This is a genomic window from Phenylobacterium sp. (assembly GCF_013911965.1).
Taxonomy (GTDB): domain Bacteria; phylum Pseudomonadota; class Alphaproteobacteria; order Caulobacterales; family Caulobacteraceae; genus Phenylobacterium.
Genome location: NZ_JACESE010000003.1, coordinates 1 through 13,398 on the forward strand (window position 1 = coordinate 1; position 13,398 = coordinate 13,398).

The 13,398-nt window shown below is 63.1% G+C and carries 14 protein-coding genes and 1 pseudogene; 1 reads left to right on the forward strand and 14 read right to left on the reverse strand.

Features of this window, described 5'->3' with window-relative positions; all coding sequences use genetic code 11:
- Positions 1-135: 135 nt before the first annotated feature.
- The 8 genes and pseudogenes from H2041_RS19080 to H2041_RS03535 form a co-directional block, all read right to left on the reverse strand.
- A complete protein-coding gene (locus tag H2041_RS19080; RefSeq protein ID WP_367132867.1) occupies positions 136-2,043 on the reverse strand; it encodes a relaxase/mobilization nuclease domain-containing protein in 1,908 nt (635 codons plus the stop codon).
- A gap of 143 nt (positions 2,044-2,186) precedes the next feature.
- Complete coding sequence (locus H2041_RS03505) at positions 2,187-2,507, reverse strand: hypothetical protein (RefSeq protein WP_293409500.1); 321 nt, start codon at positions 2,505-2,507, stop codon at positions 2,187-2,189.
- Complete coding sequence (locus tag H2041_RS03510) at positions 2,504-3,163, reverse strand: lytic transglycosylase domain-containing protein (RefSeq protein ID WP_367132871.1); 660 nt, start codon at positions 3,161-3,163, stop codon at positions 2,504-2,506. The genes H2041_RS03505 and H2041_RS03510 overlap by 4 nt, the downstream gene beginning before the upstream one ends.
- A gap of 224 nt (positions 3,164-3,387) precedes the next feature.
- A complete protein-coding gene (locus H2041_RS03515; protein ID WP_125334611.1) occupies positions 3,388-3,723 on the reverse strand; it encodes a DUF736 domain-containing protein in 336 nt (111 codons plus the stop codon).
- A gap of 34 nt (positions 3,724-3,757) precedes the next feature.
- Positions 3,758-4,303 carry a S26 family signal peptidase gene (locus H2041_RS03520; RefSeq protein ID WP_293409510.1) on the reverse strand — a complete coding sequence of 182 codons (546 nt, stop codon included), beginning with the start codon at positions 4,301-4,303 and terminating at the stop codon, positions 3,758-3,760.
- A complete protein-coding gene (locus H2041_RS03525; protein WP_293409513.1) occupies positions 4,300-4,818 on the reverse strand; it encodes a DUF2840 domain-containing protein in 519 nt (172 codons plus the stop codon). The genes H2041_RS03520 and H2041_RS03525 overlap by 4 nt, the downstream gene beginning before the upstream one ends.
- 305 nt (positions 4,819-5,123) lie before the next feature.
- Positions 5,124-5,957: pseudogene (locus H2041_RS03530) on the reverse strand (replication initiator protein A); the annotation flags it as partial.
- On the reverse strand, positions 5,958-6,227 hold the full coding sequence (locus H2041_RS03535) for a helix-turn-helix domain-containing protein (protein WP_024353481.1): 270 nt from the start codon (positions 6,225-6,227) through the stop codon (positions 5,958-5,960).
- Between the two features lie 465 nt (positions 6,228-6,692).
- On the opposite strand from H2041_RS03535, the gene H2041_RS03540 reads away from it, so the two are divergent.
- On the forward strand, positions 6,693-6,980 hold the full coding sequence (locus tag H2041_RS03540; protein WP_293409517.1) for a DUF2285 domain-containing protein: 288 nt from the start codon (positions 6,693-6,695) through the stop codon (positions 6,978-6,980).
- A 17-nt stretch (positions 6,981-6,997) separates the two neighbouring features.
- Here H2041_RS03540 and H2041_RS03545 read toward each other — a convergent pair whose 3' ends face one another.
- The 6 genes from H2041_RS03545 to H2041_RS03565 form a co-directional block, all read right to left on the reverse strand.
- Positions 6,998-7,627, reverse strand: coding sequence for a DUF2285 domain-containing protein (locus H2041_RS03545; RefSeq protein WP_293409519.1), 630 nt, complete (start codon positions 7,625-7,627; stop codon positions 6,998-7,000).
- Positions 7,566-7,781: a DUF6499 domain-containing protein gene (locus H2041_RS19085; RefSeq protein ID WP_312352484.1), complete on the reverse strand. Its 216-nt coding sequence runs from the start codon at positions 7,779-7,781 to the stop codon at positions 7,566-7,568. The genes H2041_RS03545 and H2041_RS19085 overlap by 62 nt, the downstream gene beginning before the upstream one ends.
- Positions 7,782-7,975: 194 nt before the next feature.
- Positions 7,976-8,503 carry an antirestriction protein ArdA gene (locus H2041_RS03550; protein WP_194531982.1) on the reverse strand — a complete coding sequence of 176 codons (528 nt, stop codon included), beginning with the start codon at positions 8,501-8,503 and terminating at the stop codon, positions 7,976-7,978.
- Between the two features lie 211 nt (positions 8,504-8,714).
- Positions 8,715-10,637 carry an ATP-binding protein gene (locus H2041_RS03555; RefSeq protein ID WP_287959186.1) on the reverse strand — a complete coding sequence of 641 codons (1,923 nt, stop codon included), beginning with the start codon at positions 10,635-10,637 and terminating at the stop codon, positions 8,715-8,717.
- Positions 10,638-10,676: 39 nt separating this feature from the next.
- Positions 10,677-13,175: an AAA family ATPase gene (locus H2041_RS03560; protein ID WP_293409528.1), complete on the reverse strand. Its 2,499-nt coding sequence runs from the start codon at positions 13,173-13,175 to the stop codon at positions 10,677-10,679.
- Complete coding sequence (locus H2041_RS03565; protein WP_145396296.1) at positions 13,172-13,387, reverse strand: hypothetical protein; 216 nt, start codon at positions 13,385-13,387, stop codon at positions 13,172-13,174. Before H2041_RS03565 ends, H2041_RS03560 begins: the two co-directional genes overlap by 4 nt.
- Between the last annotated feature and the right edge of the window lie 11 nt (positions 13,388-13,398).

The window sequence follows — 13,398 nt, forward strand, 5'->3', positions numbered from 1 at the left end:
TCCGAAAACCTCTTACGCTTCATTCTCGTCCGTCCTTCCATCAGGGCCGGACTCTAATCGAGTGTGGAGGAAAATCAGGGGGTCAGGTCAAGCTGACTTGCAGGACGTGGCGACCGTGATGGAAGTCGCATGAACTTACAATCCTAGCCCCCGCTGCCGTCCCAACTGCCACGACACCGATCCGCCCTGCACGACGCCCGCAACCTCGCGGCCGAGCTGGCGGTCGATGACGGGTCGCCACGGGACCAGGGTGAACTCATGGGATTTCTCCACCACGGCGAACTTGCCGCTCGATAGCTGCACGGTGCCGGTGAACTTGCCGCTGATGTTCTCGCCATCCGTGACGGCACGGAACGGCAGCCCTTTGCTTTCCGCCATCTCCGCGCCGACGCGCGCAACCTCGCGCTCGCGCAGGGTGGCGAGAAGGCTGCGCCGGTAGAAGATGCGGCCATTCCGCGCTCGGCTGGCGTCGCCCTGTTCGATGTGATGCTCGCGGCGCTGGTCCATCGCCTCGCGCACCTGCTGGCCGAAGCCAGCGGGGGCAAGGTCGGCGACTTCGCCGTGGATCAGCCGCCGGTCCAGCCAGGTCGCGCCGTCCGATCCGATCTGCCTGTCCAGATCGACCGGGGAAAGGACGCGAACGCTGGCCTGCCGGTCGCGGCCGGCGTCGTATTCGGCCGCACGGCTGACCAGATCATCGGGGATGCGCCATTGGTCGGCGTCGATCCGCTCGACGATCCCGGCCCGGCGCAATGCCTCCAGCCGGCGCACATGAGCATCGATATAGCCTTCATAGTCGCCGCCGGGAACGCGGCCCTCGAACTTCGCCTGCTCCAGATGACGGCTCGGCCGATAGATGCCGTCCTCTGCGATGGCGGTGATGGTGCGGTCGGACGGCCGGGCTGCCGCCTCGGCCGGGCCGATCTGGACGACGCTACCGATGTGGGCTTCGTCCAGCCGCTCGGGCGCGACGCCGGCAATGTGGTGCGTGCGCCCGTCGATCCCGTCCACCACAACGGTCAGGTTCTCGCCCAGCTCGTCGGACAGGTGCTTGTCCAAGACGCGGCCGACGATGGGCGTCTCAGATGCTCCGTCATGGATTTGGAAGCTCATGGGATCGCGTTCGCCGCCCTGCGGGCCGAGTGCCTTCTGCATAGTGCGGATAATGTCGCCGCGCTCGCCAAGCTCGCGCAGGGCTGGTTCCATGTCTTTGCTCAATTCCCAAACGCCGGGTGCGTGCTCTGTCGCCAGCCCCATCTTCTCCAGCTTCGTAAGACGGCGCAGGCGTAGGGTGCGCTCGAACTGGCGGCGCGGCGCTGCCGGTTCATGGCGCAGATCGAGGAAACGGGCATCGGCTTCCTCGGTCATGGCGCGGTCGATGCGCGTGAAACGATCTTGGTCGATTTCGGCGGACAGCTTGCGGGTCTGCTCGATCTCGGTCACGGGACCGAGTTCCAGACTGGCAAGCTCGCTGGCGCGCTCGCGCAGGCCGGCGGAAAGGTAATCGCCGTTGATGACTAGATCCCCGCCGGTATCGTCGCGGCCGTTCACGATGACATGCACATGGGGATGGCCGGTGTTGTAGTGATTGACGGCTACCCAATCGAGTTTCGTGCCGAGGTCGGCTTCCACCTGTTTCATCAGGTCGCGGGTATAGCTTGTCAGGTCCGATAGCTCCGCGCCGTCCTCCGGCGAGACGATGAACCTGAACTGATGGCGGTCGTCCTTGCCGCGATCAAGGAAGGCGTCGCCATCGGCGCGGTCCTCGGTCGCCGAATAGAGCTGGCCGCGCTCGCCGTCGCGCGATGTTCCGTCACGCTGGACATAGCGCAGATGCGCGCGGGCACGGCCGCCCTTCCATGCGGCCCGGACGCTGCGCTGTTTGACGATCACGCGGCGACTGCCCGGCTGGCGATGATGCCAATGGCCGGAGATATTGCGGGCGCGCACGAAGCTCGCGCCCCGGCCGCGCTTCACGCCCTTACCGCTGGCGACCACGGCACGGGAACGGCCCGGCGATGACGGGCGGGCGGATGACGGCATGGAAGGATCGCGGGAGGCTGCCGCCTGATGCTGCCGGGTGATCTTCTTGACCTGCGTGAAAAAGCTCTTGGTCTTGCCAGCCTTCGGCGTGTCGGAACGGATGCGGCCGGGCTTCGGCCGGAAGCGGTTTTCGTCGTCGGCGCTCAAGGGCGCGACTCCGGCCCAAAACGCCGGAAAACGGCCGATCTGCGCCTATGGTGCCGCTCGAAACCCTGCAAAACCAAGACTTTGCGCGAAATCGCGGCACGCGGCCCCTCAAAACTATGGTGCCGGAACCGGCGACCTAACCAGTGTGCAGACAACAATAATTTCCAGAAGCGGCCCGATATGGTGCCGCCTTCTTTAATCTTGCCCTCCGCCCTTTCTTCCTTCTCTGCCTTTCCTGCCGGGAATCCAGTCGGGCGCAAACCGGCCTGACTGGACACCGCAATGAGCACCGCCGAGCGCGGAAACACCGCCCTCATGGCGTTCCTCCGTCGCTCGCGCGGACCACGAAAATGCTGCCGTCCTGCTGCTCTGCATCGACAGAATCGCGCATCGAAACGGTCGTGCGGGCGTCGCCGGAGCGCATGACGAACAACGCTGCCTCGCGCCAATCGGGCGGTGGTGGCGGTGCCGATGACGGCGGTTGGGTCGCAGCTGCGCCGCCGAGAACGGGCACCAGCGCGGCGACATAGGCCCGCGTCTCGGCCGGCAGAGTGCGGCCGGTCGCAAGGTAGTCGTCATAGCGGCCGGGACCGGCATTGTAGGCCGCCAGCATCGCCGCGACATTGCCGTAGCGGTCGAACATTTCGCGCAGGTAGGCCGTGCCTGCGAGGATGTTGTCGCGCGGGTCATAGGGATCACGGCCGAGGCCATGGCGGACGCGCAGGCCCGCCCATGTGTCGGGCATCACCTGCATCAATCCCATCGCCCCGGCCGACGAAATCGCGCGCACATCGCCCGCGCTCTCGGCGCGCAGCACGGCGCGAATCCAGTGCTCTGGGATGCCGAAACGCTGCGACGCCTCGGCGACGTGCGCCGCATAGGGATGGGCGGCAGCCGGGCGCTCAACCGACGCGGATTGCGCGACAGCGACGCCCGATCCCGCGCAGGCGAAAAGCGCGCCGGCCAGTATCAGGACGGCATAATGCCATGCAGTCCTGTCTCCGCTTCGACACCAGCCTGCCAGCGTGCTCGCTGCGGTCAAGGGCAAGGCGCAAGCGCCGGCCGATGGCCGCCCCTGACCTTCGCTGTGCGCGCCGGCCGTCCGGTGGCCGAGCGGAACGAAGGGATGAGACGGCTTTTCCGCGAACAAAGGGATGACGATCTTGGACCGGATGGCGGGCCGGACGCGCGCGGCCGTCATTCCTCATCCTCGATCTTCCGGGCGTGCTTCCAACGCAGGGTCCAGACCGAAGGATCGTCGTTGGACTGGAACAGTTTGGCGCGGATCGGGAACGGGAAGATTGGTCCCTCCAATCGCATCGAAACGAACTCGCCAGCGTTCTCGCTGGAGTCTTTCCATGCGGGTCCGGCGTCCGGGCCGTCCTCGCTATCGAGGCGCACGCGATAGTCGGGGGCGTTTTTCACGTCGCTCGGTTTGGCCGGGACGATGAACAGCTTTTCGTGGAGGCCGAACGAATGAAGCTCTCCCGCATAGCCGGTTTCGGTGCGCGTGAAGGTGCCTATTTCTGCCATGGAAATCTCCTGCGGTTGGTTCTCGGGGGGAATTTCAGTGCGTCGGCGCGCGCCACTCGTAGCGGCCGACGCCTTCCTCATCGGTCCAGAGCGGGACCGCTCGGCCGATGACGGAAACTGCGGGGATGGGTCCGAAATACCGGCCGTCGAGGCTGTCGCGGACTTCCCAATTCATGAGGAAAAGCTGGTCGTCGCCGATGACGCGGCAGCCCTGCCAGACGGGCAGATCGCGGCCGAGGCTGTCACGCTCCAGCGCCTCGCCCATCTCGATCCCGTCCACCGTGATCGTGCGGCCGGTGCGGCAAACCCGCTGTCCAGGCAGGCCCAAGACGCGCTTCAACAGCGGGACGCCGCGCGCGATATAGCCGCGCTCGACCATGAAGGCGGCCAGCGGTTCGGGCGGCATGATGGCGACAAGCTCGGGCACGTCGATCCGGTCGGCCGGCTCGACCGTATAGAAGCCGATGGGCGCGCTGGCCGTCGCGTTCCAGATCAGTTTCGCGGGCCAATCGACGGCGCTGGCAGCGGCGATGCCGATGATGGCGAGCGCCGTCACCGTAAGGATGCGGCGGCGCGTCACGGGTCGATCCTGCGGCGGTGAAGCCAAGCGGCATGGCGCTCGGGCGTGTAGGCGTGCGGTTCCAGATTGGCGGTCAAACGGTTGTGGACGTGCCGCCAATGCTCCGGCGCGGCGTCGGCCGGATCGAGGCCGAGCGATTCCACGGCGTCGATGGCGGCAAGCGCGCGCTGCACCTTGGGCCAGCCGTCGAGGCGCAACAGGATTTCGCCGCCGGGGCGCACGAACGGCAATGTCTGGAACGGCTCGCCCCGGCCGATGGCGCGCACAATGTCGATGCGCGAAACGACGGTGCCATGGTCGCCCTTCGCCCATCGCACGAAGGCAAAGACGCTGCCCGGCGCGAAGCCGACGACGCTGCGGCGGCGGTCGATGATCTGTTCATAGCTCTTGCGGCCGAACCGTATCCAGTGCTCGACCTTGCGCTTGTTGAAGGTCAGCTCGACCAATGTTGTGAAGGGCGCAGGCCCGTCCGGCAGCGGACGGCCGTGCGCGCTGTGGTGGGCGCGGCGGGTCATTGTTCATCTCCGGGGATGTGCTGGGGGCTGTGCGGGCACGGGGCGGCATTCGCGGCGGCTGTCATGGCTCGCCCCTTTGGGCAGGAACCGGCACCACGCTTCGCCTGCGCGCGCGTCAAAGAAAAAGAGTTAGATTCTCTGTTAGATAAGTTAGCGGTCGGATTCCGCGTTTCAGGCCAAAGTGTTAGCTGCGGTTCGTGCGCCTGATCTGCCGATAGTGGTGCGCCTGATGTGCCGATACCCCGTGCGCCTGATCTGCCGATGGCATTAACAGGGTTATCAACAGTGCCTGTTGACAGCTTTTCGGGGCGGATGCGCAGCAGCTCGCGGCCGTCTTCCCGCTCGATCCGGAGCCGATAGCCGGGGAGTGGCTGGCGGGCCGCGATGCGGCGCAGGTCGAGCGCGAAGTCGGACGGCCGCGCCGCGCTGCCGGATTTCTGATGAAGGTGCGCGACCTCGAAAATCCAGCCGTGGCGCTGGTGGCCGGCGTGCTTTCTGGCGACGCGGTAAAGCCATCGCTCGATGCCGCCAGTCAGCCGGAAGTAGGCTGGGTCGATGGTTAGGACCAACGAACGGTCGATGACGCTGTTGTAGAACCATTCGGGCAGGACGAACTCCATGCCCTCGACGCGGCCGGCGCGCGTTGTCATTTCCTCCCACTCGTTGATCCATGAGAATTGCCGGCGACGCCAATGCGGGCCGTTGCGGATGGTGGTGGCGATGACGGTCGATTGCAGCCGCGCCAGCGCGGCTTTCAGAAGCCGGTATTGATGATTGCCGGTCGGCCGCCCGATGGCGCGCAACAGATGGTAAGGCGTAAACCGGACAAAGCGCGAAGTGGTGAGGCCGTTGTTCTCGGCCGCAACGATCTGCGAGGCCGCCCATATCAGCACATCGGCGTCCCATATGGTCGCCATGCCGTGCTCGGGCATCCCGAACACCTGCACCTCTATGTCGGCGGCCTTGTAGAGAATCGGCTTGTTGCGCGGGGTCTTCGCCAGCGAGAAAAACGGCCGTTCCATCAAGTCGCGCTGGTCGCGCGGCGGCGCGTCGCCCGTTGCGACCACGAAGGGGTCTAGGCGGCTGCGCTCGCTGTCCTCGCCCGGCAATGCGCGGTCGTGATCGTCCTCGCGCAGCATCTAGCAGTCGCCCCGTTCTTCGGGCGTGAGCGGACGCGCGGGAAATACGGTGCCGGCGGTTTTGTCGCGGGTGGATTTGCGCTCGCCGACCGCGCTCCAGTCTTCCAGATCGCGAACGGTGTAGAGGACACGGCCGCCGACCTTGCGATAGGTCGGCCCGGTCCCGTAGGTCCGATGTTTCTCAAGGGTTCTGATGGATATGCCGAGGAAGCGCGCGGCTTCCTTGGTGCGCAGCAGGCGCGGCGGCAGTCCCGCAAGCGGGTTGGGCATGGATCACCTCCAGTCGGGATTGGGCTGCCGGTGGCGGCAGCGGACTGTGGCGGACCATGGCGAGGGATCGGCGGCGCGTAGCGTGCCGCATTTGCGCCTATGCGCTGGCGGCACCCCCTCTCGGGGCGGTGCGCGGCCAATAGATGAGGGATTTCAGCGGCTCATCGCCTGTGGCGCTGAATAGGCGAAGACATTCCCACGCGGTTCGGCTAAGAATGACGGTGGAGCAGACGCGCTGCTCCGGGGCGTCGAAACCCCTCTGTTACCGGTTGGTGCCGGCCGTCACGGCACCACACTCCTTGACCTTATGGTCGGGGAGCCTGTGGCGTATACAACAGGCTTTCCGAGCTAAAGGCCATGGGGCCGTGTAACAGCGGTTTCGAACTCCCCGATCACCAAGAGTCAGAGAGAATCGTTTGCGGGGGCGTACCGCAGACAAAGTTCTCTCCGATACGGGGAATGACCATGCGAACACCCGTCGAACTCGATCCCAATGTGGATGACGAAGCGCCGACAGGCGACACCATAACCGTCTATGACGAACGGCATTACGTCACCTATCTGCGCCTTCTCGATGCCAAGGCCGAGGATGCGGACTGGAAGGAAGTCGCTAGGATCGTGCTGCACCGCGATCCGGTGGTCGAGGAACTTCGGACGCGCCGTTGCTGGCAAAGTCATCTCGAACGCGCGCAATGGTTATCGCGTGAGGGCTATCGGAAGATTCTGGAGCAGGCGGCAGCCAACAGGGCGTGAGCGCAATGCCCACACAATCAACGCTTGCCGGGCTTGATCGGATAGTGGAGCAGAAGGCGATAGCCGCCGCGCATCATCTTGTTACCGTGCGCGACCAGGCGGCGGGACTTGTTCTTGCGCGGATCGTTCTCAAAGTCTTCCTTGGTGCCGCGAAAGCCGAGCAGGACTTCTGCGATGGTACGATAGCTCTCGCCATGCAGCCGGGCGTCGAGCGCGCGCAGGGACAGGATATGCCATTGCCGGAGTTGGGCGGGGACTGCCCGGAAATCGGGACCGGGCGCACGGCCGTTAAGGGACCGCCAGAACCGGCGGACAGCGTGAGCACGAAGCTCCAGAAAGGAATCCATCGGCAGGGTCACGGCATAGAAGGCAGCCGCGTCCGGCATCGCCTCGGGTAGCCAGAACTGGTGCGCGACGCCATCCACATGCCAGATGCCGTGCCAGCCATCGGCAGCGCGGCGCAGGTCGAGGCCGTCGAGATGCGCCAACGTCAATATCGGTTCGGTGTCGTCGTCCTTGTGATCGACAGGCGACAACATCACGGCTTGCGGTTGAAGGCGGGGACTCCAGATCGGCGATTGCCGATCATGCGGCGCGTCGGGATCGCACGGGAAATCGCAAACCCCAGCGATGCGCGAACGCTTCAAGGGCGCGGGCAGCCGCCCCTCCGGTCGATGCGATGATCTGGCAGTCCCGACGATATTCGTCGTTGCGGCGCAAATATTCCCAAGCGAAACCAGCGGCAGGGATGTGCTTTGTGTGCCCATATGCCGCCGGAGATCGCCAATCAATGCTGAGCATGGCGTCACCTCCCCAAGCCGGGATACTGGGCAGCGCCCGGCAAAGAGAGGTTCAAGGAACACGGGAAAGATAGAAGCCGCTCAAAGCAGATACCTTGAGCGGCTAACCCGATCATTCTTTGGTGTTTTTAGCTTGGCAACAGCCGGTGCTTTGGAGCTGCCTGCCCGTATGAGCACGGACAGGCAGTCATGTATTCACCTGTTGGAAAACACATGGACCTCGCCGTGCGCGGTCTCGATAGTAAACAGGTCGCCGCCCGTCTCGGCGTCGCGCGCCATCCCCTCCCAATCGACATAGTAGCGCAACGCCTCGGGGATCGTGACGTTCTCGGTCGTCAATTCCTCCATGTAGTCGGCGAGGCTGGCGAACTGACCATGATAGCAATCCTCCAACGTGGATTCGGCTTGATCCATGTCGCCGCTGAACTGCTCCAGCAGGCCCGTGCCAAGTGCGCCATGCTCTGCGATGAAAGCGGCCATCCGCGCCACCCTGTCGATGTCGGCATATTCCGAGATGTCGACGCCCTCGAAGCCCTCATAGTCGTGAATGGCATATTCCTCCGCGTCCTTGACAGGGGAACGGGCAAGCATCGCGGCAATCTCGTCCCTGATCTGGTCGGCGTCCTGATCCGCGTCGATCCAAGCTCCATGCAGAAAGCCGTTATTGTAAGCTGCAAGGCAAGCAACATAAATGCGGGGGCTGCTGTCGGATACGTTGGTCATGTCTCTGATCCTCGGGTCTGAAGGTCAGCGAAGCGGAACGCCGCGCCTGACCTTCTGGCCGTCGCCGAGACCGGGTGTGCAAACGGAGGGAGGCTTCGCGGGGAACCGGCTGCACGGAGCGCGTCACGCGCGGAGGAAGCTGGGCGGAAGCCTTTCGAAGTGCGCCGAGGGCAGAGCCCTAAGTTACCGAACTTTTTTCCTGCCAGATCAACTACACGTCGAAACCACCTTGGCGTGCGATTGGCTCTTTCACGAAGCTGTCGGCATCCAAGCCAGCTTGGCGCAGGAATGGTGCCTCGGAAAGCCGTGCATACAGATTAAGCATCCGAGTTTCGGCACGTCGGATAAATGTTTCATAGGCCATGGGGATAATCTTGGTCCGCCCTTCCTCGCGGACGCCTTCACGCGGCGTTAGTCGCGATCCCAGGACAAAACAGGTCACACGCGTAGAATCGTCAATCAATCCGTGAGTCTGCAATTCAACGACATACTTCCATGCTTGGTTCTTCTGATCCATGCCGATAGGAATGCCGGGCCGCTTCAACTCGACAACAATCAAGTGCTCCACGCCAATAACTTCGTGCTGCTCATCGAACGCGGGGCGGGCAAACAGTCCTACACTGCCATCGGGTAGAATAACGAAGTCGGGCCGGTTCAGGCTGCCCTGTGCGGTTCCGCCAAGCAACCGTCTGATAACCTCCGACATGCCGCGATTGGACGTGAACTCGATGCTTTCGAACTCAGGACCGAATACCCATAGACTCCGCTCAATAAGAGGCTGAAGCTCGCGGACTTCATCGGCGCGTTCATCGCGAAGCTTTTCGTGCAGTTCGCCGATCAGCCTCAGTCGATTCTGGATTTCATCTAGCGCCAGCTTAGCGGTCGCGACGCTCCAATCTGCGAGAATGCCGTCCAATTGGTCCAGCTCGCCTGGTTGAAGGCCATGCAGTCGCGCCAGCAAGCTGTATTGGGACGACGACGCCTCCAAATTAGCAAGAATGCCAGCCACTTGATCAATCTGTTCGGGAGAGATGCCGGGGCAGGTATCGATGACTTGATCGACAAAGCTGTTCCACCGCTCACGCGCGCTCGGAGCTATCCTGACGACGGTCGAAGCATAGCGTTCGCGAACCGCCTCCTTAGCTTCCGAACGCCGCTCGAAATTGAACGCAGCAATTTCTTCGCGAATTTTGTCCTGCACGGCGATCTGGGTCTTCTTCCAGATTTCATTGTTGGGCTGGAACCCCGACCAGTCTGGCAGCACGGCATCGCTGTCCGCCAAGAAGTCGGCAAAGACGATGAACGTGAAGCGCTTGGCTTCGCTCGTCCGCCCGTCGAGTACGCGTTCATAGTCGGTGCCGCGCCAGCCGCAATCACCGACCAGCCGGTTGTTGACATGCCAAGCGATGCCGTGCTGCCGCGTTGTCCGGTCGGCCCGCTGCGAGTCGATCATGAGGATTGTCGCACGACCGATATCGGGGATATCGACGAAGCTCTCCCGCAAAAAATCCTGGGGAATGTCATCGAAAGTGACGGGCTGGCTGTCCACCGACACCTTGAAGTTCGGGTCTGTCAGAAAGCGTGTTCCAAGCACCTCTCGAACATCAGCGGCGCTAAGCCGTAGCCGCGTCGATTCTACCGCGCGAATTTCCACACCGTGCCCGGTGCTCTGTTCACGCTTAATGACTTCCCAATCGAAGGGGCGCTGCCCGCCCCTGGAAACCCGATAGGCTACTTTTTCGCCGGCGGCCTCTATGATTATTTCATAGGGATTGGAGAAGGCGAAGCCGCCGTGCCGCCCTCTACCATTGCGTCCGTATACTCGGCGCGGCGCCAGTTCGGGGAGTTCTGTGGGTGGTGAGACATACTCGCCCTCGGCCTTTACCCGATTGTAATCAAAGACGCCCCAGCGCTGCTCGAACTGCGCGGCGGTCATGCCGCGACCGTTATCCTTAATCGAGAATTTCCGGGCACCGTCATTTGTCGGCCAAGTTATGTCCACCTCTGTCGCGTAGGCATCCCACGCATTCGCGACAAGTTCGACCAAGGCGACCGAAAGATCAGAAATGATCGGTCCAGCATGGCGGTCCAAGAAACGCTGATCAAATGCCAACAACTGCTGTTCGGATGCCATCGCCCACTCCCCCTTCGCCTTCTTTAGCAGTTTCGGCGATTACTGCCGATCAAGTCGTCGATAATATTTCCGCTGATTGTTGGCAGGATCGGTCCAGCAGAAGCAATCGGCAAGCGCGTCCACACTTTGCAGAACGCCGAGCAAGGCATAGGCGTTGAACGGATTGCCTGCGCCTGTCTCATAGTGGCTGACATAGTTCGCCATGATGGAAGGCATGTGGTGGTTCTGAAGGTCGGCGACCTGTTGAGCGGAGAGGACGCAGCGCCCCGCCGCCTGATAGAGCGCGACCGCCGCCGTGATCGCGTCCACATAGGTGGACAATGTACGCTTGTCGCCCCGCGTCGCGTAATCGGGCGGCACCGGAACCTCTAAACGGGTGATGATCTGGCCGAGCTTGTATTCAAGATACTGGCGGACAAACGGTTCACCGATATCTATCTGCCCCGCATTCAGATATTGCTCCGCCTGCGCCTTCAGGCGATCCGCCTGTTGCGTGGCGATCATTAGCCGCCCACGGGGCGGCATGCCTTGTAGCTTTTGGTGATTCCACTCTGTTGTGCCGTTGAGCCGGTCAAAATACTTCTCAAGGCTCGTATCATGGCTGAGGATGATGAATTGAAGTCCGCCGGGCAGACCGTTCGCCGCGCCAAAGCGTAATTTCGTCCGGATCGTATCCATCAGGCTGAACTGATGTCCGGCATCGAAACTTGACGTCACATCATCCAACACCATGAAGCGCGGCACGCCCTGTTGCCGGGTAGCCGCCGCCATGAAGATGGAGGCGGCGACGGCATTGCGGTAGCTCTCCGACAGGAGCGCCCGCGCGCTTTGGTTTGGAAGGCCGAAGAAATCGGCGAGCTTCAAATCTACCTGTTCGGTATTCTGCGCCCGGTTCAGCGTCGGCCGCACGTCCGGACCGCCGCGCACCAGATGCCCGAAAAGCTCCTGACAACTAGCCTGAATATCCGTGATGCGTGCATTGGCGAGCGCGCTTTCCGCCGTTGCGAACTGCCCGGCTACGTTCGTGATGAACGTCTTCCAGCGATTGAGCTTTGCGAGCTTGGCCCGTTTGGCCGCGAGCGCCGGAAGGGTCCGCTCATATTCGTTCATGGCGTCGCGGAATTGCTTGGCCTGCCCAAGGGTGCGGGTGACGGCGACCAGCGACGGCGGCAAGCCGGCTTGCAGCGTCGCGATCTCGGCATTGATTGCCGTGAGCACGTCAACCCGCTTCGCTTCGAGCGCGCCAAGCGCATCTTTTGCGCGTTCCAGGTCCGCCGTCGAAACCGACGACTGGCGCGCGGCCAGCGTCAGGATCGGCGCGATGCGATCAGCGTCCACAACGCCAAGACGCGCCTGCTCTTCAAGCTGCCGGAGCTTGCCAACGCATCCCGCACTCTGCACCTGCCGTTTCAACTCCGCGTCGAGCTGATCGGTCTCGTCGTAAAGCGCGATCTTCACTTCCAGTTGATCTTGAAGCGGCCCGTCGCCAGCCTTTTCGCAGACAGGGCAGACCTTCGGATCGTGCCAGTCCGCACTGTTCACAACCGACAGCGCGTTTTTCAGCAAGGCGTGCAGGCTGGCGGCACCGACTTTGCGCATCGCATCGTCGCGCGCCTTGGCCGCCGTCACCAGCGCGTCGATCTCGGCAAGTTCCGCCGCCGAGACCTGCAAGCCGCCGAGCGTCGTGACGGTGGTGTTGAGGCCGTCGAGAGTTTTCCGCGCCGCGCCGCCTTCTTCCTGATCGACGATCTTTTCAGCGGCGTCAAAATCGAAGTCCATCACCGAGGCGTTGGCGAGCAACGGCGCGAAAAGCGCGATGCCCGCCAGTCCGGCCGTCACCTGCGCTTTCAGCGCGGCTGTATCCGCCATCTGGCCGCCGGCCGCGCCGGTTACTTCCTGATGTGCGGCGAGGATGCGCTGTTCAACGGCCCCCAAGGCGCGGTTTTCGGCGGTCACTTCGGTGTCAAGCGTGGACAGCCCAAGATCGCCATTGATGTTGCGGGTGTTCTTGGCCCCGTCGAGCGCCTGCCGGAGCTGGGAATACCGGCTCATGCCGACCAGCGAGGCGAAGGAGCGCCCGCGCTCCAAGGCCGAGCAGTCCACGAGGGAGGCAAAGCGCGGGTAATCGACCAGCACGAAATCCTCGCAAAGATCGGCGAGGAAGCTGTCCGGATCGGCGTGGCCGGAAGGAGACGTGACGACCCGTCCGCCCGCCGCCGTCCGGGTAACGGTGATCGACACATCGGGCGTGCCGTCATCGCTCTTGAAAACAAGGGCGACCGTCGCCTGTTGCGCCGGATGGAACTTGTTGACGATGTAGCTGGCACCCTGTTCGGCGTCCTGCATCCCTTCCAGGCGCGGCACCGTGCCGTGCAGGGCGAAGTGCAGCGCTTCGAAGATCGAGCTTTTTCCGACCCCATTGGGCGCATGGACGGAATTGACGGCATCGTGCTTGAACTTCAGCACGAGGGGATCGCCGTCATTATTGATGCCGCGAAATCCCTCAATGGCGGCAGAGGCGAGAAAATACCGGCTCATGCCGCAGGCCCTTCCGGCAGGCCGTCGAGCGCGGCGAGGACCGCCCGGTTGAACTCCTGAACGGCCTGACGGGTGCGCGTCGCATCACCGTCGCGCGCCAGCAGGGCCAGATTGTCGAAAAGAATGCGGGCGCAATCGGCATCGATGCGCTCCGCTTCCGCCCGGAAACGGGCAAGGTTGTCCGAGAATGACAATGCCGGATCAAATTCCATACGCCCCCCAA